The sequence below is a fragment of the Agrobacterium rosae genome, assembly GCF_002915175.1.
Classification (GTDB): Bacteria; Pseudomonadota; Alphaproteobacteria; order Rhizobiales; family Rhizobiaceae; genus Agrobacterium; species Agrobacterium rosae.
In genome coordinates, this window is sequence record NZ_NXEJ01000001.1 from 463302 (window position 1) to 484445 (window position 21144).

Consider the following 21144-nt stretch of genomic DNA (forward strand, 5'->3'; position numbering starts at 1 on the left):
GCAACATGCAACACGCAAATGACAATCACGCCGGGATCCGTGTTCTCGACCTCTTCAGTGCAGCGGCAGGAGGCTGGTCTCTGGGAATGCACCGTGCCGGATATCGGACCATTGCCGCCTGCGAAGTCATAGACTGGCGTCGCGCTCTTTACTCGCAGAACAATCCGGGAGTTCCTGTTTATGACGACGTCACAACCCTTACCGCAGACAGACTTGTTCGGGATGGCGTTGGACTTCCCGACATCATTGTCGGCAGCCCGCCGTGCCAAGACATCAGCAGCGCGAACACCAAAGGCAAGGGCGTCGACGGCGAGCGCAGCATCCTCTACTTCGAAGCCGTCCGCCTCATCGACGAATGCCGACCTCGTTGGTTCGCTCTTGAAAATAGCTCTAATCTCAGAACTAGAGGCGCAGACAGGGTCATCGATGCGCTGGCGGCAATCGGCTACACCTGCTGGCCATTCGTGGTTAGTGCTGGAGACGTCGGAGCCAATCACGAGCGAAAGCGAAGCTGGCTTGTTGGGTTCAACGCGCGAACGGCTTCCGACACCCGTTTCCCAGTCACAGCAAGGTGGCATACGAATGGAAGGCGGATCAGGGGCCAGGAAGCAGATGAAGGAATCTGGTCTGTATCAGTTCTTCAGCAACAAGCCGCAGTTGATGCCGACGCCAGTGAAGCCGAACGGCGGCCGCACCTTGTCGAAGGAGGCAATCGAGACAGGGAAGCGGGCGAACGGACAGAAGGCGCAGATCGATACACCGAACATTCTTCGATACGCGTTGGAGACCTTACCGACGCCGACGAAGCGGGACAAGAGGCTGGACTCCAGGAGTACAGCCTACAATCGACGCAAGAGCCCGACAATGGATGCCGTGATGGACGGAGCAATGACAGGTCGGGCGTCGGACAAGTGGGCGGGTGCGAGAGCATTGGCCAAACTGTTACAGAGCCATGGGCTGACTGGAACAGCGGCCTTGCCCATCACCTACGGGTGGATGATGGGTTATCCGGCTGGGTGGCTCAGTCGCGCATTGCAATCGGCGGTCCGCGAGGGACTGTTGCAGCTAGCCTCATCGTCGAAGCCTTCGGCGACGCGGTCTGCCCGCAAATCCCTGAAGCCATCGGCCGAGCCATCTTAAGGGTGGAGCGTGCTTTGGCCGACGTCGCCAACGACAATCAGGAGACACCCATTGCAAACGCCGCTTGAACTAGCGCAATACTACGTCGCCCAAGGCTGGCCGGTCTTTCCATGCCGTTCGCATGCCGAGGAGCACGTCGACCAGGCAACCGGCGAGATCCTCACGCTCGGCGAAAAAACGCCTTTGACGCCAAACGGCTTTAAGGGCGCGACGCGCTTTCCGCGCATCATCGAAAGATGGTGGTCGGACTGGGCTGATGCGGCCGTGGGCTTGCCGACCGGCGAGAAGACAGGATTCTTCGCGCTGGATATCGACAACAAGCCTGGCGGCGCAAACGGCTTTGACTGGCTGACCGAGATGGAAGCCGAGCACGGCCCATTGCCCGACACAGCGCGCGTGACAAGCCCGAACGGCGGCATGCACGTGTACTTCAAATATGTTGTCGGAACGCGTAACCGGGGCGCTCTGGGCGCTGGCGTCGATATCCGCTCAGAGGGTGGATATGTCATAGCCGCCGACAGCGTTATGGCAGACGGTCGGTCATATCGGTGGGTTGGCGACACGCGTGAGATCGCGGACGCGCCAGCATGGTTGCTTGACCTGCTGCTGCCGAAATCAGCGCCGACGCATACGCAGTACAGCCCATCGTCGGCGACAAACAATGCCTATGTCGATGCTGCCGTGGACCGCGAACTGGCAGACCTCGCGGGCGCGCCCATGGGAAGCCGTAACAACGCGCTGAACGATGCCGCTTTCTCTATCGGGACCATCGTCGGCGCCGGTGCGTTGGGCGAGGCTGAAGCGCGTGCCTTGTTGCAGGACGTCGCTCGCGGCTGGGGCAGGGACTGGTCGCGATGCTGCAAGACCATCGAGAACGGCTTGAAGGCTGGCATCCAGAATCCGCGCCATATTCCCGAGCCAGACTTTCCAGCGCACGACAACACGCGCTTGGTCGATATCACGCGTATGATCCAACGTGGGCTAGAGAAGGGACGGGTGAGAGATCAAGCGGCTGCTGTGGATGCTGATGTCGTGGCGCAGGTGGTGGCGCAAAAGGACGTCATACCCGTTGAGTCACCGACTAGTGACGTCCAGCCAGCAAACGACAACGAGCCGCAGAGCCCGATCGTTGCCACAGCATTCAAATGGATCGACCCCAAAACCTTGCCACGCCGCGAGTTCGCTTACGGCACGCACCTGATCCGCAAGTATGTCTCGGTGACCGTGTCGCCCGGTGGCCTTGGCAAGACCAGCCTTTCGCTTGCGGAGAGCCTCGCCATGTCGTCGGGTAGGGCACTCCTGGGCACAAAGCCGCCGAAACGTCTGCGGGTATGGGTATTCAACGCCGAAGATCCGCGCGATGAAATGGAGCGGCGCATCATGGCTGCCTGCATTCATTACAAGCTGAAGCCGGAGGACATCGAAGGGCACCTGTTTCTCGACAGCGGCCGTGAGCAAGAGCTGGTCGTGGCGGTGGACGACAAGAAGACCGGCACGCGCATACAGCAGCCGATCGTTGAGGCTGTAGTCGAGCAGATTGAGCGAAACAAGATCGACGTGATGATTGTCGACCCGTTTGTGTCTACGCACAGTGTCAACGAAAACGACAATGGTGCCATCGACAAGGTGGCCAAGCTGTGGGCTCAGATCGCCGACTATACCAATAGCGCAATCGACATCGTCCATCACCTCCGCAAGGTGGCGGATCGTGAAGCAACGGTCGAAGATGCCCGCGGTGCGGTCTCGTTGATTGGCGCAGCGCGTTCGGTGCGGGTGCTCAACCGTATGTCCACCGAGCAGGCTGATCAGGCTGGCCTTCATCAAAACGACAGGCATGGTTTCTTCAGCGTGACCTACGGCAAGTCAAACCTGACGCCGCTATCTTCGAAGCTGGACTGGCGAAAGCTGGAAGGTGTGCCGCTAGGCAATGGCGTAGGGTTGGCGAAGCCGCAGGACTTTGCGCCGGTGGTGACGGAATGGCAGTGGCCGAGCGCCGAGGAAGTTGCCGGCGAGCTCACCAGCGACCAGCGGATGGCCATTCTCGCGGCCGTGGAATCGTCGGATTACAAGAAGTCGCCTAAGGCTAAGAACTGGGTTGGCAACGCTGTGGCCTATGCCGTGGGTCTAGACCTGGACGACGCTTCGCAGCGGAAGCGAGCGGCCAGCTTGGTCACGGCGCTCATGAAGGAAGGCGCGCTTGTCGAGAAGGAAGAGCGGGATCCGGTGCGCCGGGAGATGACAGTGTTTGTGCGGGCGGCGTGAGTACATAGGAGGAAGCGGGCGGCTTTGTATCGCCCGCTTTTTTATTATTTGCCGCCTGGACGCTCAGAAGAAGCGCGACCGCCGCATCTGGATCCATCACTCGCTGTGTCACTCGCATATTTGCAGGCAGCGTTTGCTACTGCACCCGTAGACATCAACGCGATTATTGCAATCGTAATTACCCTCATCTTTTCCCCCTTTTTGCCAAAATTGGCTAAGCCTATTGAGTGCTTTTAAGTAGAATTATCAATATCTAAAGTTACCTTGAGTTGACTTTTATTGGGCTGAATAAAAACAAGCGTTGCACGCTCATGTTGCGTCGGTAATCTGATAGTGAATGGTAAGAACGAAAAAATGGAGGACCGAAAAATGGCTGACGTTACTTATCCCTGCTATCAGCAAAAAAAAGATAAAAGCTCCCACTGGTATTGGATTTACTACGCAAAGAATGGTGAGGAAATCGCTAGAAGCAGTGAAAGCTATGTCAATCGTAGCGACTGCACTCACAGCATCACTCTCGTTCAGGGTTCATCGAACGCGGCAGTGTTTTATTTCGATTGATCCGAGAGGCGCAGTTGAAGCAACAGACCAGGAACCATACGCGCCTCTGCGCATTCCTACAGCCAAGTAGCTTGCGCACTGACCACGGATGTACTGGCAGAAGATGACAAGCGACAGGAAGGTCGATGCGGTTTCGCCCCGGCCTTTTTTGTTACATGCTAATTAAAGACCTCCACATTTTAATAAAACAACTCTAGATGTAATCTGGGTAAAATGGGGGCTGCGTATTGGGAGAGGCAAAACAAAAGCGTTTGTCACAAAGGCAAATGGTAGAGGCTGCTGAACGCTGCGTCTATTGCAATAGCAAGCCGACCACGGTGGAGCACATGCCGCCGTTGATGCTGTTCAACAACAGAATTAGACCCTACGGGCTGACATTCCCATCTTGCACTGAGTGTAACAATAAAACGAAAGGAGCTGATGCAGCAGCATCATTCATTTCAAGAATACCCAAGTCTGGGCCTGGCGATTTTTTGTATTCGCAAGCAGGTCAGAAATTGCTTGCGGCCTTCAGGAGGGATGCGCCACTTGCTCACCATGAATTTATGCTAACTCCAAAGCGCAACGTACTGCTTAAAAACAGCGCTGGAATTCTGCTTAAAAGCGTCGAAATGAGATTGAATGGCGCCAATTTCGTAAGACATATGAACGTTTTTTCAGCAAAAATTGCGATGGCGCTTTTCTATGAGCATACTGGGTCCGCCCTACCAGATTGCGGGATCGTTCAAGCGGCATGGTATACAAATCACGGGCTTTCTGAAGAACACGCTCATGCGATGTTGAATATACTGCCAGGTCAAGGCGAATTAAAGCAAGGAGAGTTCACTGTATGGGATCAGTTTGCGTACCGGTTCAACACCGACAAAAAAACAATAACTGCGGGGCTGGTAGGGCTTCACAGAAACCTGCATATCTTCTTCTTTGCGACAAGCACTCCTGAAAGATTCGGCATTCCGATACCCAATATTCTTGATCCAATAACATGTTTCGTGACTAGCCCTGGATCGCTACTAAGTATGCTGGAACCTGAATAGGTCACAACCCTTTTATTGCGCCAACACAACTCCTGATACCGCCCGGATAGAGGAATTTTATCCGTGCATTATCTGTGCACTTGCTGGGCGTTCACACCTGCACAGCTCTGCCCGGTTCTTGCACGTTTAGGGGAGTATATATTTATATATACCCCCACTCGTGCAACCGTGCAGGGCGGTGTGCTGGCTGCACGGTTGATGAAGAGTTTTATTCGGGCACCGTGCATCGTGCAGACGCGCAACTGCGATACAACCTGATTGCACCGCCAAAATTTATTTCACATCACCCCACGGCATTTTCCGACGAAAAACCTAAAATACCTCTGAGACCAAACGGAGGGTAACACGCATGCGCAAAGCCACCAGCCAGACGACACGCATCAACGGCAAGCGCGTCGTTATCCGCACTTCGGCCAAGGGCAAGGTAAGCGTCAACGACGCCCCGATCAAGGAAAGCGAAGGACAGTCTGCCCAGGTGCGTGCGCTGCGAGCCCTGCCAGAGTTCGGCAGGCAGTTCCTGTTGGCTGGCGACATGAACAGCGCCAAGCGCGGACCACGTGCTCAAGCCGACGCTATTGCGACCGGTATGACGCCAGGGGAAGCTGACCTTCGGATTTATCTTAAGGGCGGCCAGTTGCGGATGATCGAGAACAAGGTCGGCAAAGGTCGGCTGTCCCCGGCGCAAGTCGATCGCCACGCTTCGCTGGCCAAGCTGGGGCACATTGTCGATGTGGTGCGGTTCACGTCCACTGTCGAGGCGGCGAGCAAGGCGGTGACGCTGGTGCGCCAGTGGCTCGCTGACAACGACAACCGAGAGGAGGCTTGATTTGGCCATTCGGGGGATTGGGGTGCCAAATGTACTCGTCATCGGAGATGGAAACATCAAATGGGAGGCACCTGAGCAACGAAGTTCACTGGATAGAAAATACGAGAATCCACTTCACGACGTTCGAGTTTTAGCCCGAAGATCAAGAAAGATGCTGGCTGCAAACGATAACATCGAGAAGAGCGCCCATGCCGTCTACGTCGTTTCGGATATCGAAGGGAAAGTGACGAAGATTGGTCGAGCGTATTGTCCGTCCAGCAGGCTTTCCCGAATCCAGACAGGCAATCCTTACGAGTTGTTCCTTCACAGGGTATTCTGGGTAGACCGAGGCAGAGATGCAGAAGATTTAGAGCGACGATCGCACGAATTAGCAGCGTCATGCGGCAGGCTTATGGGGGAATGGTTTGCCTGCAATGTTGTCCAAGCACACACGCTAATTGTCAAAGTGCTCGACGAAATGAACATCGACTACGTCGCCATCACGCCATCAACGAAGGGGATCGAAGCATGACCAGACACGCATCTCTAGCCGAGCAACTTGCAGCCATTCGTCGCGCCGTAACAGAGCCTGACCATATACCTGAGCCCCTACAGACGAATTGGTCGACCACCGTCGCGAACGACAACAATCCAGAGGACATTGAGGGTTTGAAGGTGGATAAGCTTTGGGACATTTCCCCGTCTACCGGCGAGATAATGAGGCAGGTCCTGAACTCTGATGAAGTTAAAAACGAACGTGGACAGACGGTTCGTTGGGGTTCGCTTCGGTTCAGTGATGGAACCCAGACAGAGCAAGGGTTCAAGGTGACTGTGGACGGAGAGGTCGTTGCTCACCAGTTCGTTGTCCCCCCAGGCGGCATGCTAGGAACGACTGACAAGGAACGGGTGCAGAGGGGTGGCGACGAGAACCCTGAGGACGCCACCAGCACGAGAAACTACTTCTCTGGAAAGGAAACAGACTTTCGCCCTGCCGGTCTGTTCAAGGCGCTAAGATCAAAACCAGTGAAGCGTACGAAGCGAAAAGACAGAACAGGGCCGAAGACGAAAGCCGAAGAACGCCAGTGGCTTGCCGACGCAATTGCGGGAACGAAGGTCATGCCTGTAGTCAAGAAAATCGAAGACGGTTTTCCAGCATCGCCAACCAATCTTGCTCATCTGTTCCCCGGCATGGTGAAGGTCTGCACTGGCAGTAGTGGGTCGCAGGCATGGTCCGACATTGCGACGTTGAGAGAAGATCGCAAGGAGTGGTTTGTGTGGGTGGACGGACTGGGTGCCAAGGATAGGGCCGTGATTGAAGCAGCAAGAACCGCTAAAACGTTTGCGGATGTTGGTGCGGCGGCTGGTCAGTCTCGGCAGTATGCCGACAAAAAGAACGGCGGAAGGCGAGCACTGATTGCTGCGAACGATAATCTAATGGCAGCGATTAAAAAATACGCTTCATAGGTAGGAAAAAGGCGTTCTCACCACCTGTATAGGTGAAGGGGTCGAAAAGGCTCCACACCTTTCTGGACGCACTGATGTTGCGACAGAGCCTCGGCCAGAGATGAGCCGGGGCTAACTATGGCCGACCCAATCCTCTGCTTGCAAGCTTGGCCCTGAATTAACAGGCGTGCACCACGGACGCGTGGTGCTTGGTCGGGATCCACACTGCGCTATCGTGGCGCAACCAATCCCATGCGCGTTCTCCTCCGCTTGCATGGTGATCGTGCGGCCCGTTCCCTTAAGTGGTTGAGCGGGTCGCTTTGAGTTTCAATGGGACGTGCTCTGGGTAAGCGGGTAATCCTTGCAAGATTGCTGCCGGTCGGTTCGATTCCGACACGCTCCACCAATCACGCCGGTATAGCTCAGTAGGTAGAGCGCCTCCTTTGTAACGAGGATGTCGTGGGTTCAATTCCTTCTGCCGGCACCATTCATCTGTGTGTAGCTCAGTCTGGTCAGAGTACCGCACCTGGACTGCGGGAGCCGCTGGTTCGAATCCAGCCACGCAGACCAATTAACAGGCAACACAATGCCCAAACCCAACGGCCGTTCAGCCGAAGCCGCTCTCTACCGTCGCATGTACAAGACTGCCAGATGGCAGCGATTGCGTGAGGCCCAACTTACTGCTGAGCCGCTTTGTCGCTTCTGCTTGGCTATCGAGGATGTGACAGAGGCGACGACGTGTGACCACGTCAAGCCGCACAAGGGCGACGAAGACTTGTTCTACGACCCAGGCAATCTGCAGTCGTTGTGCGCTCCATGTCACGACAAGCTTAAGGCTCGCATTGAGCGAGGCCAGCAGGCTGTGGTCATTGGCGTTGATGGATATCCGGTGGAGCTAACGTAACACTCGAAGAAACATCGAAAAACATTTGATTTTATTCAATAATATCGAAAGTAAGTGTTGACATGCTTTCAAATATGCGATAAAATGGAGAGTTTGCCCGATTGGGGGGGGTGGTCGCAAAGTCGACGATCGACCCGGCCAGGGACCGTCGGGGGAATGCAACGTTAATCCAAACACAGTTTTTTGCCTAGCGTGCGCGCAAGCGCGCGTGCGCGAGGGGATTCGGCATGTCTGATAAGAAAAGCCGCGTAGATAGCGTGGCTGAGGCCGTGAGGATTGCCTCTGCGGTCGCTGAGGAAATCACCTTTCCCGAAAACGTCCCTCTCGAAGAGGGCGACGTACCGTTTTTCAAGAACGTGATTGCGGAATACGCACGCGCTGAATGGTCCGCACATCAGCTTGAGATCGCAGCGATGCTGGCTCGCACAATGGCCGACCTGGTGCGTGAGCAAGACCTTTTGCGCAGCGAAGGGTCGGTGGCGTACAGCGAGAAAGGCACGCCTGTCGTATCGCCGAGGAAGTCACTGGTCCAAATGCACGCATCAACAATTCTTTCTTTTCGCCGATCACTGGCGCTTCACGCCAGAGCCATCCAAGGCGAAGCGAGGGACTCAGCCAAGCGACGCGACACCGCAAAAGAGATTGAGGCGGGCGCAAGCACGGACGATGACCTGCTAGCCTAATCGATGGCTCATAAAATAAAGAATAGCTCGGCTAGGGTCGCCCCTGAAAAGCGGTCATCCAGCCGCCTGCCGAGCGCCAAATCTGGATAGCGAGAGGGGTACTTGCTGTGGGAACTTTCAGAGACTTGACGGGTGTCAGGTATGGGCTTTTGTCGGTCGTAGAGAAGATTGGACCAAACAGTCGTGGGCTTATGCAATGGCGATGCGTTTGCGATTGTGGCGGTACGGCGGTGGCCGTATCTGGAAATCTTAACAGCGGGAACACCGCCTCATGCGGTTGCTTGCGGAGAGAAGCCCTTGATCGTCGAAATCACATTGATCTCATTGGCCAGCAATTCGGCAGGCTAACCGTTGTCGAGCGTTTGTTCTCAAACAAAAACGACCACGTAGTTTGGCTGTGTAGATGCGAATGCGGCGCTCACGCCAATGTCACGACTGGAAACTTAACAAAGTCAAACACTAGATCGTGCGGCTGTCTTCAGCGAGAGGCTGCCTCGATGATGGGACTCTCTTGCAAACAGGAAAGACCTGTATCGAACACGCCTGAGTACAGGCGAGATGGTCAGCGAAGGCGACTTATTGACCCAAAAACAAGACTGCGTCGCCGCCTATCTTGGCACATACGCAGGGCGATCAATAACGTCGGATCCGCAAAGAGTGGAAAAACATTCGATATTCTCGGTTACGAACCGTCCGATCTAGCCAGGCATATTGAGAGGCAGTTCACCAACGGCATGGGCTGGCATAATGCCGCCGATTGGGACGTTGACCACATCATTCCTATAAGTACGGCCAAGACCTTGGATGACGTCATAGCGCTCAATCAAATGAGTAATCTGAGGCCCTTGTGGCGGGAAGAAAACAACGCAAAAAGGGCGAGGGTTATGTTCCTGCTCTGATCCTTGTGGGAGCTTAAATGACCGGCCAATATTCAAGTTGGCCGCAGAGCGTGCTTGACTCAATCAAATGTGGGCCGATTTCGCCTTATCGTGATTGGCGTTTACTCCCGACATCGGAGCTCACTCGCGGCGAGAAAATGTGCCGCTTCATCGAAGAATATTTGGTTGTGCCGGAGGGGTCACTTGTTGGTCAGCCGATCCGGTTGCTGGACTTCCAGGTGGCCTTTATCCTGTCGGTTTACGACAACCCGCACGGCACGTCGCGCGCCTATTTGTCGATCGCACGTAAAAATTCAAAGACGGCCACCATCGCTTGTCTCCTTCTTGGCCACGTTATTGGCCCAGAAGCGTTTCCAAACAGCCGCATCATGTCGGGTGCGCGATCCCGCGATCAAGCCGCTGAAGTCTACAATTATAGCAGCAAGATGTTGATGATGTCGCCGCGACTCAAAGGGCTGTATCGCATCGTGCCGTCGGGCAAAATGATTGTCGGCCTGCGCAAGAACGTCGTCTATCGCGCCAGTTCGGCCGAAGCCAAGAGCGCGCACGGTGGTTCTCCACTTGTCGCCATCCTTGACGAGGTCGGCCAGATCAAAGGCCCACACGACGATTTCGTCGAGGCGATCGTAACGTCGCAGGGCGCGTACGGTGACAAGGCGATGATCTTCGCCATTTCGACTCAGGCGGCCACCGACGGCGACTTGTTCTCGCGATGGCTGGACGATGCAGAGACCTCCAAAGCACCGCGCACGGTTTCGCATCTCTACACAGCGGATCCAGATTGCGATGTGCTGGACGAGGAAGCGTGGAAAGCTGCCAACCCGGCACTAGGCATATTTAAATCAGTTTCATCGGTTCGCGACGACGCCGAGCGCGCTTCACGCATGCCGACCGAAGAAGCCAGTTTTCGCTGGTTGCACCTGAATCAGAGGATCGATGCCAATGCACCGTTTGTGTCTCCGGCTATTTGGCGAGCGTGTAACGCTCGAGTTGTGGACTTTGATGGTCTTCCTGTCTTTGGTGGGCTCGACCTTTCTGAGGTGAGCGACTTGACTGCTTTGGTGCTGATGGCTCCTAAGCAGCAGGACGGTAAGACCATCTGGAATGTGAAGCCGACCTTTTGGCTGCCTGGTGATGGGATTCGTGCAAAGGCAAAAGCCGACCGCGTACCATACGACATCTGGCACAAGGACGGACATCTTGAAGCCGCACCGGGCAAGACAGTCGACTACGAGTTCGTTGCGCATTACCTGCGCGACCAGTTCGAAGAGATGGACATCCGCAAGATCGCGTTCGACCGGTGGAACTTCCGACACTTGAAGCCGTGGCTGCAAAAGGCTGGCTTCACGGATGATCAGCTTGAAGGCGATGACGCGGTATTCCAGCCTTTCGGGCAGGGGTTCCAATCGATGTCTCCCGCTCTCCGCGAGTTAGAAAGCACCATCCTCAATGGCAATCTTGCTCACGGGGATCATCCGGTTCTGACGATGTGCATGATGAATGCAACCGTCAAGGCAGACCCTTCAGGAAACAGAAAACTGGTGAAGCACAATCGCGAGCGTCGCATCGACGGCGCGGTAGCACTGACTATGGCAACGGCGATGGCTGGAACCTACGAGACCAGTGACACCGGCGACATGGACGACTTCATCAACAACATGGTTATGGTGATCTAATGGGTCTCTTCGATAGATGGCGCGGAGTACCCATCAAGCTCACTGACGGTGAGTTCTGGCGCGGGTTCTTCGGCTGGGGCACTACCTCTGGCGAAAACGTGACGATTGAAACGGCGCTGCAGCTTGATGCTGTGTGGGCGTGCGTCAATCTGATCCGGAATGCAGTGATCATGCTGCCGTGCAATGTCTACAAAGACGATGGCGTTACGGTCGACAAGGCGTCGCCGCTTTACGATTTGCTGCACGATATGCCGAACATGGATGACACCGCCTCAGACTTCTGGGCCATGGTCGTTTTATGCCTGTGCCTAGATGGCAATTTCTTCGCTGAGAAGAAACTGAATGGCGGCAAGTTGGTGGCGCTCAATCCGCTGCCGCCACTCGCTGTCAACGTCTGCCGTGATAGTCGCAACGCGCGATACTACGAGGTCACGGAGAACGGCAAGAAGCGCAGGATCGCTGAAGAAAAGATGTTCCACGTTCGCGGGGCCGTTTTGCCTGGCTGTGACCGCGGCATGTCTCCGATCGGCGTGGTTCGCAATACAGTTGGTAATGCTCTGGCGGGTGAAAAGACCGCGGGCAAGATGTTCGCCAATGGAATGCAGGTCGCAGGCGTTCTTTCGTCTGATCAGGTACTGAAACCTGACCAGCGCAAGCAGCTAAGCGAAATTCTCGGACAGTTTGCTGGTTCGGATAAGGCCGGCAAGATTGCAGTTCTGGAAGCTGGCCTCAAATACCAGCAACTGACGATCAATCCTAAAGATGCGCAGATGCTTGAGGTGCGCCAGTTCAACGTAGAGCAGATTTGCCGCATCTTCGGTGTACCACCGGTCATGATCGGCCATGCTTCGAACGGCACCACGACCTGGGGCAGCGGCATCGAGCAGCTGATCCTGCAGTTCATCAAGACTTGCCTTGGACCACTCGTCAAAAGCATTGAATCGGCCGTCTACCGCGACCTGCTCAACGAGAAAACGCGCAAGACCACCATCGTAAAATTCAACATGGAGGGACTGCTTCGCGGCGATAGCACGGCGAGGGCAGAATTTCTGTCAAAGATGGTCACAAACGGCATTTACACGCCAAACGAAGCCCGTTCCTACGAGAACAAGGCTCCTGTCGACGGCGGCGAGAAGGCAATCGTCAACGGCACCATGACCCCGCTCGATAAGGTCGGTCAGGCCAACGATAACGCGCCACAAACGCCAGCAGCACGCGCTGCGTAAGGGAAAATCATGAAATTTGAACACCTGATTTCGGCCTTTCTGGCCGAACCTTGGGCTATTCAGCGCGAAAAACTGGGCGTTTTGGCTGATGTTTTGGTTGCGCGAGCCGAAGGCGAAAAGCTGTTTTCGACTGAGTTCGCCGCATCAATCGATGATGCGCGCGCCAAGGAGATCGCAGAATCCAGCGGCAGCGTGGCCATTATCCCTGTTTACGGGGTTCTAGCCGACAAAATGGACCTTTTTTCCGCGATGAGCGGCGGTACATCCTACGCTGGCATCAAGAAAGCACTGCACAAGGCGCTGTCAAATGCAGACATCAAGGCTGTCGTGCTCGACATTGATAGCCCTGGCGGAACGGTGCCCGGTACTGACGAACTCGCCACTGAAATTCGCAAGCTGCGAGGCGGCGAGAAACCGATCATTGCGCAGGTAAACAGTCTTGCGGCAAGCGCGGCTTATTGGATCGCGGCTTCGACAGACGAAATCGTCGTCACGCCATCCGGCCGTGCCGGTTCGATCGGCGTCTACACTGCGCACGATGATCTTTCGGCTGCCCTTGAGCAGCGTGGCATCAAGCGCACGTACATTTCTGCTGGCAAGCACAAGGTTGAAGGCAACGAAACCGAGCCGCTTGGCAAAGACACCCTGGCCCATGTGCAAGACGGTGTGAACCGCTCCTACAATCGCTTTGTCGCGTCAGTTGCCGAAGGGCGCGGCGTGACAGTAAGCAAGGTTGAGGATGGCTACGGACAAGGGCGCGTGTTCTACGCGGAAGCCCTCATGGACCGAGGCATGGTCGACCGTGTTGCCACACTTGACGAGACCCTGGGCCGCTACGGTGCGGACGCAGAGCCTGCGCCGGTAAAGCGCATCAAGGCTGCAAACGCCGCGAAAGCAGAGGCCGCACAAACGCTGGTAGCGAAGATGACGGCCGGCGAGCAAATCACAAAACGCGAGTTCGAAAACGGCATCAGGGGACTGATGGGGTTGTCGGGCTCTGAGGCAGAGCGGGCCGCTCGGCTCTACCTCAAAGATGGTCAGGGGGCTCCTGACGTCGAGACGGATGCTGCTGCTTTGGCAGCCATTAACCGGCTTTTGGCCGAAGCAAAATCACCCCTCATTCAATAGGAGCCAACATGGCTGAACTAGCAGAAAAAATTGGCGAACTTGGTGCCTCCCTCGCATCCATCAAGGAGCAGGTTGGTAATCTCGCCACCGACTTTACCTCGAAGCTTGCCGCAAACGGCGAAGTTTCCGCTGAGCTGAAGGAAAAGACCGACAAGGCACTTTCCGAGCTCGGCGACGTCACGACCCGCCTTTCAGATATGGAGAAGCGCGCCGCTCGTGAGAAGGAAAACGGCGAGGAAGAGCAGAAGTCGCTCGGCCAACTGGTTATCGATTCCGACGCCTATAAGGCCGGCAATCTGACCGGATCCAGCCGTGCATCGATCAAGGTCTCCGCCGACCGCGCCGCAATTACGACCGCCAACACCACTGTCGGCACTGGTCGTTCTCCTGGCACCTCGCTGGTACCGGGCGCTCGCGTCCCTGGCATCTTCGGTCTTCCTGATCGCCAGATGACGATCCGAGACCTGCTGCTCCCTGGCCAGACTTCTTCCAACAACGTCGAGTACGTCAAGGAAACTGGCTACACGAACAACGCTGCGCCGGTGGCCGAAACGACTGCCAAGCCTTATTCGGACATCACGTTCGATATGGCGTCCGCGCCCGTTCGTACGCTGGCTCACCTGTTCAAGGCCAGCCGTCAGATTCTGGATGACGCGCCTGCGCTTCGTTCCTATATCGATGGTCGCGCTCGGTACGGTCTTCGCTTTGTCGAGGAAAATCAGCTCCTGAACGGTTCTGGCACTGGTCAGAACATCGCTGGTCTGGTTCCGCAGGCGACCGCTTTTGCTCCGGCCTTCACGCCAGAAGCAGTGACCGGCATCGACCGCCTTCGCCTGGCTATCCTGCAGGTCGTTCTCGCTGAGTATCCTGCGACTGCGTTCGTTCTGAACCCGATCGACTGGGCGAAGATCGAACTGACCAAGGATGCTGGTGAAAACTACATCATCGGTAATCCGCAGGGCTCGCTTACGCCGACGCTTTGGAACCTGCCTGTCGTTTCGACACAGGCGATGGCTTCTGGCCAGTTCCTGACCGGCGCGTTCTCCTACGCTGCGCAGATCTTCGACCGCATGGATATCGAAGTGCTGCTTTCCAGCGAGAACGTGGACGACTTCGAGAAGAACATGTTCACGATCCGCGCTGAAGAGCGTCTGGCTCTGGCTGTGTATCGTCCTGAAGCCTTCGTTACCGGTCCTGTTGCCGCTGCCTAATTGATCTGGGGCGTCTTTGGACGCCCCGCTTTCGCTAGGAGGCGAATATGACTGATTACATCGAAGTGAAGCCGCTCAAGACTTTTGACAACGGCTCCGGTCTCAAGACCGCTGATAGCGACCCTTTCCCGGTCGAGCGCGGCGAGGCTAATGCACTGAAAGCTTTGGGCCTTGTGTCGTTCGAAGACGACGCAAAGAAGGTTGAAGCGCCAGCCGACCCAGAACCTGTCGAGCCTATATCTTCCGTTCGTTCGACGAAGAAAAAGGACAAGACAGATGCTGACAACGAAACAGCGTAAAAGGCGTTTTGCCAGCTACATCGGCGGGGTGACAAACCCCGCTGCGCCAGCAAATACTGTCGCGCCAGCCATCACAGGCACGGCGCAGGTAGGGCAAACCTTGACGGCCAGTGCGGGCACATTCACCGGTACGCCGACCCCGACCATCGACAGGCAGTGGATTGTCGGCGGATTCGAGGTTCCTGGTGCCTTTGGCCTGACGTTCGTTCCTCGCGCCCAGGATGTTGGCAAAACAGTCCGCGTTCGCACGCGAGCTCAAAGCTTGGCCGGTAAGGTTAACGTTCTGAGCGCGCCGACGGCCGCAGTTGTGGCGGCCTGATATGCCAATCGTCGATCTGGAAACGGTCAAAAAGCACCTCCGCGTCTTCTATTCCGATGAAGACGCGGAGATCGGCATTTACCGTGACGCCGCCGAGAGCATTATCACCGAATATCTGGATCGCGAGGTTGTCGCCATCGGCGCAACGCCAACGGCAGATGATGGCATCGCAGCCACGGCATCCATTGTTTCGGCAATCCTGCTTGTGACTGGCGACCTCTACGAGGTTCGCGAACCTGACCCGAAGGCGACAGGCGACGCTGTTCTGCCGCGCGCTGTCCGCATGCTTCTGGCTCCTTGGCGCGTCTGGCGCGCACCGGTGGATGATGATGTGGTTACGTTTCCTTACACCTTTTGACTGGAAGCCGCACCCCGGCGCGACCATCGCGTATGAGGTCGGCCTTTACAATGTTACGCGCAAATGCGCAGCGGCTGCGATAGCAGCCAAGACTGCCGAACCCACCAAGGATCGACCGAATGCCAAAACGCAAAAGAGCCGGAGCGGGATCGCTCAGTGAAAGCATCGGCTTTGAAGCTGAGGTCGAGGGCGATGATGGCTACGGTGGCGTAGTGGTAGGCTTTGCGGAGCAGTTTTTCGAGGCCGCGAGGCTTGAGCCACGCGTGGGGTCGGAATCGGTAATAGCCAGCCGCCTGCAAGGTTTGCAGCCATTCACCATGACTGTTCGCAGCAACCCGCGCACGCGCACCATAACGCCAGCATGGCGGGCGCGGAACAAGCGCACTGGCGCGCTCTACGCGATCAAGACTGCGGTTAACATCGATGAGCGCAACGAGTGGATTGAACTGCTTGTGGTGCAGGGGGAGGCGTCGTGATCAAAGCCAAAGTTCTCGGCCGCGAAGCGCTCACCAAAAAGCTGAATGACATTGCGCCAAAGGCTAACCAATACGCGGCTGAGGCAAAACTTCAGATCGCCAATGAAGCTGCGGAGGCTATATCCGATCGGGCACCCATAGGCACCGGCACCTCAGCCGGCGATTATGCGGCATCCATTCAAGGCGCACGTATCTCGGACAGGCCAAACGCCAAGGCGATGGTCGGCACATCGGCCAGCAAAGACCCAGATGCCACCGGAATTTTCGCATCTTGGATTTGGCACTTCCTAGAGTTCGGCACTCGTCCGCACAACACCGCAAAGGGTGGCGGTACGGCTCTCGGTAAAAAACAGACAGAAGGTGCGAGGATGCACCCCGGCACAAAAGCCCAACCGCACATTTTTCCAATTTGGCGTTCTTTTCGCGAGCGCGCAAAAAAGCGGATCAATGATGCTGTCTGGCGTGGTGTGAGGGAGGCCATGAAAAAGTAATGGCTAGTCCTGATCTAGAATTGCAGGGCGCGATCGTCGCCAGGTTGAAGGGTCGTGCTGCGCTCACCGCGCTAGTTGGACAACGCATTTACGACCGACCACCCACCAATGCGCCGTTTCCGTACGTGGAGTATGGCGAAAGTGACGTAAAACCAGCTGACGTCAATTGCGTCACGTCCGACGCAGTATACGTCACGATCCACGTTTGGTCGCAATATTCCGGAGGCTTCAAGGAGCTGAAGGACACCATGTACGAGATCGTCAAGGCGATTGATAGGGCACCTTTGGTCTTGCCATCTCATCGTCTGATATCGATCTCGCGATGGGACTCTCGGACGATGAAAGACCCCGATGACGTGACGACGCATGGCGTCGTTGAATTCATCGCCCGCATCGAAACACCGGCCTGACGGCCACCCAATCCCCAAAATCATTGAGGTTCAATCATGGCCGACGGTCAGCAGATTGGTCGTACGCTACTCATCCAGACCGGTGATGGCGACGATCCAGAAGTATTTTCCAACCTTTGCGGCCTGACAACCCGCAGCTTCAACATGTCGGCAAACGAAGTCGACACGACGATCCCAGACTGTGTCAATCCGGCGGCTACACCACAAAAGACGGCTGATCCTGGTATCAAAAATCGTACGTTCGCCGGTTCTGGCAAGTTCGTGAAAAGCGCGCAAACTGCTGCATTCATGGTGCACGTCAACGACGCGACCAAGTTCAATGCAAAGGTCATCGTCCCAGGCCTTGGCACCTATACCGGACCTTGGTTCGTCTCTGAATTCGAATTCAGCGGCGAGATGGAAGGAAACATGGACTTTTCGGCCACGTTCGTCGCCGCTGGCCCACTGTCCTTCGTTGCGGAGGCTTAATTGACCGAGAAACCATTCCCACTTGAGGTTAATGGCGCTCGAGGCGAAGTCGAGTTGTGGGTCGGCAATGTTCCCCTTGTCATCGCAGCTGAGATGGGCGGCCTAGCCGCTGTATCGACGCGGCTTTCATGCAAGAGTATGTCGGACCTGTTTCTTCGCCTCTCTGGCGTTGAGCCGGCGGCCACGGTTGCGGCGCTCGATCTTCTCACTGTGAGGGGCGACAAAGGCAAAGCAATCGGCTCTCTCAAGCTGAAACACTTCGGTGCCGTTGCTAAAGCCATTTCCGATTCATTGTCCCATCATTTTGATGTGGATGAAGTGGGAAACGACGCAGCCGTGGAAAAGGCGGAGTAGAACAGCCATTTCCATGGCGAGATTGGCAGAAGGTAGCATTCGGCGGTCTTGGGTGGATGCCCAGGACATTCTGGTCTGCGACCCTGACCGAGTTCATCCTCGCGGCCCACGGCTGGTCTGAGGCGAACGGAGCCAAGAAAGAGATCGAGCCTCCATCAGAAGATGAGCTTGACGATTTGATCAAAAAATACGGTGGCTAGGCTGGTTTCAGCTTTACAGCGGTTCCGGTGGCGGCAACAAACAGTATGCCACCGGTGCCACCCGTAGCCAGTTGATTATAGTCCAGATCAACAGCGATTACCGCATCCGCACCAACAGCTTGAGCCTCTGAGCGAAGACCATCCAAGCAGGCCAGTCGAGCTTCCTTCAGGGAGGACTGTGACGTAGCCGATCGACCACCCACGAAATCCCGCCAGTTGTTAGCGATATCCTTGAAGACGTTCATTCCGAGCGCAGCCTCTGAAGCGACGATCGAAATGACGCTTTCGACTTCACGGTTCGGGACGTCGATTGACGTGGTCATGATGATGGATTCCAGCGCTTTGCTGGACATGGCCTTTGCTACCTCCTCTTCGCAATCGGCGCAGTAACCGTTTTTCCCACCAAGATAAAAATCGTCGTTGCAGCGCGAGCACTTCGGCATCCAAGAATCCTCCAAGCTCGCTAGGGCGGGCTTTTCCACGTTAGGAAACCGACTTGGCCGGTAACAATAGCGATGACCTGATTATCTCAATCAGTACCGACCTCGCAACCGTAAAGCGTGCGCTGAATAGGTTGGTATCCGATGTCGGGCAGGCTTCCAGCGGAATTGAGAAGCGATTTGCATCAGCTGGCAAGTCGATCAATTCATCCCTCACATCGTCGATGCAAGAGCGCATCAATAGCATGGTGGGCATAGGCACATCTGCTGCAAAGGAATGGAACGGAGCCCTCGCTGATCAGCAGAAAGAGCTTGATCGCCTCCGGTCCAAATACAGCCCTCTTTTTTCTACGATTACGAGCTATAAAAACGCAGTCTCTGAGATCAGGCAAGCACACGCTGTCGGCGCTATCTCTACCAATGAGATGACCGCCGCTATCCAGCGAGAAAGGCAGGCGGCCCTAGCATCTACAGCGGCGATCAAGGGCAGGAACGCAGCAACAGCTGCTGCAAAAACCCCCGGCGGCAATGGGTACACCGCAAACATTGCAGCCCAGTTTCAGGATATCGGCGTCACTGCGGCGATGGGCATGTCGCCGATCCAGATTGCTCTCCAGCAAGGCACACAGTTGTCTGCTGTGTTGCAGCAGATCAAAGATTCTGGACAGGGCGTAGGCCAGGGCCTTGCCGCTGCATTCGCATCTGTGATCTCGCCATTGTCTCTGGTGACCATTGGTGTGATTGCCGCTGGCGCTGCTGCGTTCCAGTACTTTTCGACGGTGATGAGCGAGGGCGACAAGTCCGCCAAAGTTCTGAAAGAGCAGGCTGAGATTATTTCTGCCGTAGCAGAGCGTTGGGGAGACGCCGTCCCTGCTTTGCGTGCATACGCCGATGAACTGAAAAGAACTCAAGACGGAACGGACTTCAAGAAGGGCGCTGAAATTTTCAACGCCGATACGCTGGCCGATGTACGCAAAGAGGTGGAGGCGACCCGTGCGTCGATTGCCGATTTGGTGTCACAACTTCAGTCGGCCGGTGAAGAAGCAGACGTTATCAAGAATCTGCAGTCCGCCTTCAACGAGTTCGCGAAAGCCGCATCAGAAGGTAAGACCGAAGCCGAAGACGTTGATCGCGTTCAAAGCGCGCTCAGCGCCGCTATCAACAGCAGCGGCATTCCTGCTTTGTCCGAATTTGCCAAATACTTCTCAACCTTGTCGGCAGCAGCACTTGATGCGGCCGGGAGCGTTCAAAAGGTAAACGATGTAATCCCCGTCGCCACATCTCGGATCAATGATCCAAAGACATGGCGGGGGGCAGGCCAGCAAGATACTCAGTTCGGTGCTGATGCAACGATTCAGGGAGACCGCTTTCCATTACCCTTTGATGGACCTTCGCCCGAGAGCCGTCCATCTGATCTCGATAGCGCTAAAAATCGCGGCTTCGGCACACCAAAGAAGGCGAAGACTCCGGCGAAGACTGCATCCGACCGTTTCACTGAAGACTTACAAGCCATCCGTGACAGAACGGAAGCTTTGCGTCAGGAAATGGACCTCATCGGACTTTCCAATGAGGAGCAGACCAAACGTCGTGCTGCCCTAGACCTTGAGCAAAAGGCACTTGCCGACTTACGTGAAGAGGCTCGAAAGAAGGGTGAAAAAGACCTTGAGAGCATCCAGTTGTCGCCTGACAAGGTGGCAGCAATCGAGGCCGAGGCGGCGGCCTATGCGAAGCAGTCGGAAGAGTTGAGGAAAGTCGCTGAAAATCAGCAGCAAGCAGAAAGCAGCGCTCGTGATTTCTACGACACAGCAAAATCTGGATTTGCCAATGTCGTAACTGGTGCCGAAAGCTTGGGCGAGGCATTGAAGGGACTGGCAAACAAGTTTGCCGACCTGATGTTGAATAGCGCCTTTGATAATATATTTGGCGGCAAGTCAGCTACGGGCAGTAACGGCTGGATGACCGGATTCTTCAAGCTTCTTGGTTTTGCTGACGGCGGTTACACCGGGTCTGGCGGAAAGAACCAGCCTGCTGGTATCGTTCACAAAGGCGAGGTTGTCTGGTCGCAGCGCGATGTCGCGATGGCTGGTGGCGTTGGTGCTGTAGAGGCGATGCGAAAAGGCTACGCCGACGGTGGTGCAGTTGGCGTCTCAGTGCCGTCATTGCCGAGCATGAAGCCAGCAAACAGCAATTCTGCGCCAACCATTACCTTCGCACCTGTAATCGACGCTCGTGGCGCGGACCAAGCTGCTGTCGCTAGGCTCGAGACCGTCGTAGCAAAGCAGAACCGAGAGTTTGCAGCAAACGTCCTGAAGGTCATGGGCCAAGTAGGTCCGCGCGGCGTCAAAGTCTAAGGTCAC

At 55.8% G+C, this 21144-nt stretch carries 23 protein-coding genes, 3 tRNA genes and 1 pseudogene; 26 read left to right on the top strand and 1 reads right to left on the bottom strand.

Annotation, left to right across the window (positions count from 1 at the left end):
* Window positions 1–5 precede the first annotated feature (5 nt).
* The 25 genes and pseudogenes from CPJ18_RS02460 to CPJ18_RS27575 form a co-directional block, all read left to right on the top strand.
* The gene (locus tag CPJ18_RS02460; RefSeq protein WP_103656964.1) at window positions 6–1208 is read left to right on the top strand and encodes a DNA cytosine methyltransferase; all 1203 of its coding nucleotides are present in this window, start codon (window positions 6–8) and stop codon (window positions 1206–1208) included.
* Window positions 1192–3402, top strand: a complete 2211-nt coding sequence (locus tag CPJ18_RS02465; RefSeq protein WP_103656845.1) for a bifunctional DNA primase/polymerase — start codon at window positions 1192–1194, stop codon at window positions 3400–3402. Before CPJ18_RS02460 ends, CPJ18_RS02465 begins: the two co-directional genes overlap by 17 nt.
* A 369-nt stretch (window positions 3403–3771) precedes the next feature.
* Window positions 3772–3963 (top strand): YegP family protein, encoded by a 192-nt coding sequence (locus tag CPJ18_RS02470; RefSeq protein WP_103656965.1) that lies wholly within the window; start codon window positions 3772–3774, stop codon window positions 3961–3963.
* A 227-nt stretch (window positions 3964–4190) separates the two neighbouring features.
* Window positions 4191–4997 carry a hypothetical protein gene (locus CPJ18_RS02475; protein ID WP_146258639.1) on the top strand — a complete coding sequence of 269 codons (807 nt, stop codon included), beginning with the start codon at window positions 4191–4193 and terminating at the stop codon, window positions 4995–4997.
* Window positions 4998–5346: 349 nt separating this feature from the next.
* Window positions 5347–5823: a VRR-NUC domain-containing protein gene (locus CPJ18_RS02480; RefSeq protein WP_103656847.1), complete on the top strand. Its 477-nt coding sequence runs from the start codon at window positions 5347–5349 to the stop codon at window positions 5821–5823.
* Between the two features lies 1 nt (window position 5824).
* Window positions 5825–6334, top strand: coding sequence for a GIY-YIG nuclease family protein (locus CPJ18_RS02485; protein WP_146258640.1), 510 nt, complete (start codon window positions 5825–5827; stop codon window positions 6332–6334).
* The gene (locus CPJ18_RS02490; RefSeq protein WP_103656849.1) at window positions 6331–7266 is read left to right on the top strand and encodes a hypothetical protein; all 936 of its coding nucleotides are present in this window, start codon (window positions 6331–6333) and stop codon (window positions 7264–7266) included. Before CPJ18_RS02485 ends, CPJ18_RS02490 begins: the two co-directional genes overlap by 4 nt.
* A 311-nt stretch (window positions 7267–7577) precedes the next feature.
* Window positions 7578–7651, top strand: a tRNA-Ala gene (locus tag CPJ18_RS26735).
* 5 nt (window positions 7652–7656) lie between these two features.
* A tRNA-Thr gene (locus CPJ18_RS02495) sits at window positions 7657–7732 on the top strand.
* Window positions 7733–7737: 5 nt separating this feature from the next.
* Window positions 7738–7815, top strand: a tRNA-Pro gene (locus CPJ18_RS02500).
* 16 nt (window positions 7816–7831) lie between these two features.
* Window positions 7832–8149: an HNH endonuclease gene (locus CPJ18_RS02505; RefSeq protein WP_103656850.1), complete on the top strand. Its 318-nt coding sequence runs from the start codon at window positions 7832–7834 to the stop codon at window positions 8147–8149.
* A gap of 227 nt (window positions 8150–8376) precedes the next feature.
* Window positions 8377–8832, top strand: a complete 456-nt coding sequence (locus CPJ18_RS02510; RefSeq protein WP_103656851.1) for a terminase small subunit — start codon at window positions 8377–8379, stop codon at window positions 8830–8832.
* Window positions 8833–9748: 916 nt separating this feature from the next.
* Window positions 9749–11407: a terminase large subunit gene (locus tag CPJ18_RS02520; protein ID WP_103656853.1), complete on the top strand. Its 1659-nt coding sequence runs from the start codon at window positions 9749–9751 to the stop codon at window positions 11405–11407.
* Window positions 11407–12633, top strand: a complete 1227-nt coding sequence (locus tag CPJ18_RS02525; protein WP_103656854.1) for a phage portal protein — start codon at window positions 11407–11409, stop codon at window positions 12631–12633. The genes CPJ18_RS02520 and CPJ18_RS02525 overlap by 1 nt, the downstream gene beginning before the upstream one ends.
* A gap of 9 nt (window positions 12634–12642) precedes the next feature.
* Entirely contained in the window at window positions 12643–13761 is a 1119-nt protein-coding gene (locus CPJ18_RS02530) for a S49 family peptidase (RefSeq protein ID WP_103656855.1), read from the top strand.
* Between the two features lie 8 nt (window positions 13762–13769).
* On the top strand, window positions 13770–14972 hold the full coding sequence (locus CPJ18_RS02535; RefSeq protein WP_103656856.1) for a phage major capsid protein: 1203 nt from the start codon (window positions 13770–13772) through the stop codon (window positions 14970–14972).
* A gap of 47 nt (window positions 14973–15019) precedes the next feature.
* Window positions 15020–15271 carry a hypothetical protein gene (locus tag CPJ18_RS02540; RefSeq protein ID WP_103656857.1) on the top strand — a complete coding sequence of 84 codons (252 nt, stop codon included), beginning with the start codon at window positions 15020–15022 and terminating at the stop codon, window positions 15269–15271.
* On the top strand, window positions 15249–15590 hold the full coding sequence (locus tag CPJ18_RS02545; protein WP_103656858.1) for a hypothetical protein: 342 nt from the start codon (window positions 15249–15251) through the stop codon (window positions 15588–15590). The genes CPJ18_RS02540 and CPJ18_RS02545 overlap by 23 nt, the downstream gene beginning before the upstream one ends.
* Before the next feature lies 1 nt (window position 15591).
* Window positions 15592–15948: a head-tail connector protein gene (locus CPJ18_RS02550; protein WP_103656859.1), complete on the top strand. Its 357-nt coding sequence runs from the start codon at window positions 15592–15594 to the stop codon at window positions 15946–15948.
* Window positions 15949–16067: 119 nt separating this feature from the next.
* Window positions 16068–16424 carry a head-tail adaptor protein gene (locus tag CPJ18_RS02560; RefSeq protein WP_103656861.1) on the top strand — a complete coding sequence of 119 codons (357 nt, stop codon included), beginning with the start codon at window positions 16068–16070 and terminating at the stop codon, window positions 16422–16424.
* Entirely contained in the window at window positions 16421–16915 is a 495-nt protein-coding gene (locus CPJ18_RS02565) for an HK97 gp10 family phage protein (RefSeq protein WP_103656862.1), read from the top strand. The genes CPJ18_RS02560 and CPJ18_RS02565 overlap by 4 nt, the downstream gene beginning before the upstream one ends.
* On the top strand, window positions 16915–17325 hold the full coding sequence (locus CPJ18_RS02570; RefSeq protein WP_103656863.1) for a DUF3168 domain-containing protein: 411 nt from the start codon (window positions 16915–16917) through the stop codon (window positions 17323–17325). The genes CPJ18_RS02565 and CPJ18_RS02570 overlap by 1 nt, the downstream gene beginning before the upstream one ends.
* Window positions 17326–17361: 36 nt before the next feature.
* The gene (locus tag CPJ18_RS02575) at window positions 17362–17793 is read left to right on the top strand and encodes a phage tail tube protein (RefSeq protein ID WP_103656864.1); all 432 of its coding nucleotides are present in this window, start codon (window positions 17362–17364) and stop codon (window positions 17791–17793) included.
* Window positions 17794–18147, top strand: coding sequence for a hypothetical protein (locus tag CPJ18_RS02580; protein ID WP_103656865.1), 354 nt, complete (start codon window positions 17794–17796; stop codon window positions 18145–18147). It begins immediately after the preceding gene.
* A 20-nt stretch (window positions 18148–18167) separates the two neighbouring features.
* Window positions 18168–18347, top strand: a pseudogene (locus tag CPJ18_RS27575) (phage tail assembly chaperone); the annotation flags it as partial.
* Here the strand turns inward: CPJ18_RS27575 and CPJ18_RS02590 are convergent.
* Window positions 18344–18790, bottom strand: coding sequence for a YbjQ family protein (locus CPJ18_RS02590; protein WP_103656867.1), 447 nt, complete (start codon window positions 18788–18790; stop codon window positions 18344–18346). The pseudogene CPJ18_RS27575 and the gene CPJ18_RS02590 sit on opposite strands and share 4 nt — an antisense overlap.
* 53 nt (window positions 18791–18843) lie before the next feature.
* Between CPJ18_RS02590 and CPJ18_RS02595 the strand changes: the two genes are divergently transcribed.
* Entirely contained in the window at window positions 18844–21138 is a 2295-nt protein-coding gene (locus tag CPJ18_RS02595) for a phage tail length tape measure family protein (RefSeq protein WP_103656868.1), read from the top strand.
* Window positions 21139–21144: the final 6 nt, after the last annotated feature.

What these genes read in the sequence shown, in the direction of transcription:
- CPJ18_RS02460 (WP_103656964.1), top strand. Translation starts at nt 6, where the DNA reads ATGCAACACGCAAATGACAATCACGCCGGGATCCGTGTTCTCGACCTC.
- CPJ18_RS02470 (WP_103656965.1), top strand. Translation starts at nt 3,772, where the DNA reads ATGGCTGACGTTACTTATCCCTGCTATCAGCAAAAAAAAGATAAAAGC.
- CPJ18_RS02480 (WP_103656847.1), top strand. Translation starts at nt 5,347, where the DNA reads ATGCGCAAAGCCACCAGCCAGACGACACGCATCAACGGCAAGCGCGTC.
- CPJ18_RS02490 (WP_103656849.1), top strand. Translation starts at nt 6,331, where the DNA reads ATGACCAGACACGCATCTCTAGCCGAGCAACTTGCAGCCATTCGTCGC.
- CPJ18_RS02505 (WP_103656850.1), top strand. Translation starts at nt 7,832, where the DNA reads ATGCCCAAACCCAACGGCCGTTCAGCCGAAGCCGCTCTCTACCGTCGC.
- CPJ18_RS02510 (WP_103656851.1), top strand. Translation starts at nt 8,377, where the DNA reads ATGTCTGATAAGAAAAGCCGCGTAGATAGCGTGGCTGAGGCCGTGAGG.
- CPJ18_RS02520 (WP_103656853.1), top strand. Translation starts at nt 9,749, where the DNA reads ATGACCGGCCAATATTCAAGTTGGCCGCAGAGCGTGCTTGACTCAATC.
- CPJ18_RS02525 (WP_103656854.1), top strand. Translation starts at nt 11,407, where the DNA reads ATGGGTCTCTTCGATAGATGGCGCGGAGTACCCATCAAGCTCACTGAC.
- CPJ18_RS02530 (WP_103656855.1), top strand. Translation starts at nt 12,643, where the DNA reads ATGAAATTTGAACACCTGATTTCGGCCTTTCTGGCCGAACCTTGGGCT.
- CPJ18_RS02535 (WP_103656856.1), top strand. Translation starts at nt 13,770, where the DNA reads ATGGCTGAACTAGCAGAAAAAATTGGCGAACTTGGTGCCTCCCTCGCA.
- CPJ18_RS02540 (WP_103656857.1), top strand. Translation starts at nt 15,020, where the DNA reads ATGACTGATTACATCGAAGTGAAGCCGCTCAAGACTTTTGACAACGGC.
- CPJ18_RS02545 (WP_103656858.1), top strand. Translation starts at nt 15,249, where the DNA reads ATGCTGACAACGAAACAGCGTAAAAGGCGTTTTGCCAGCTACATCGGC.
- CPJ18_RS02550 (WP_103656859.1), top strand. Translation starts at nt 15,592, where the DNA reads ATGCCAATCGTCGATCTGGAAACGGTCAAAAAGCACCTCCGCGTCTTC.
- CPJ18_RS02560 (WP_103656861.1), top strand. Translation starts at nt 16,068, where the DNA reads ATGCCAAAACGCAAAAGAGCCGGAGCGGGATCGCTCAGTGAAAGCATC.
- CPJ18_RS02570 (WP_103656863.1), top strand. Translation starts at nt 16,915, where the DNA reads ATGGCTAGTCCTGATCTAGAATTGCAGGGCGCGATCGTCGCCAGGTTG.
- CPJ18_RS02575 (WP_103656864.1), top strand. Translation starts at nt 17,362, where the DNA reads ATGGCCGACGGTCAGCAGATTGGTCGTACGCTACTCATCCAGACCGGT.
- CPJ18_RS02590 (WP_103656867.1), bottom strand. Translation starts at nt 18,790, where the DNA reads ATGCCGAAGTGCTCGCGCTGCAACGACGATTTTTATCTTGGTGGGAAA.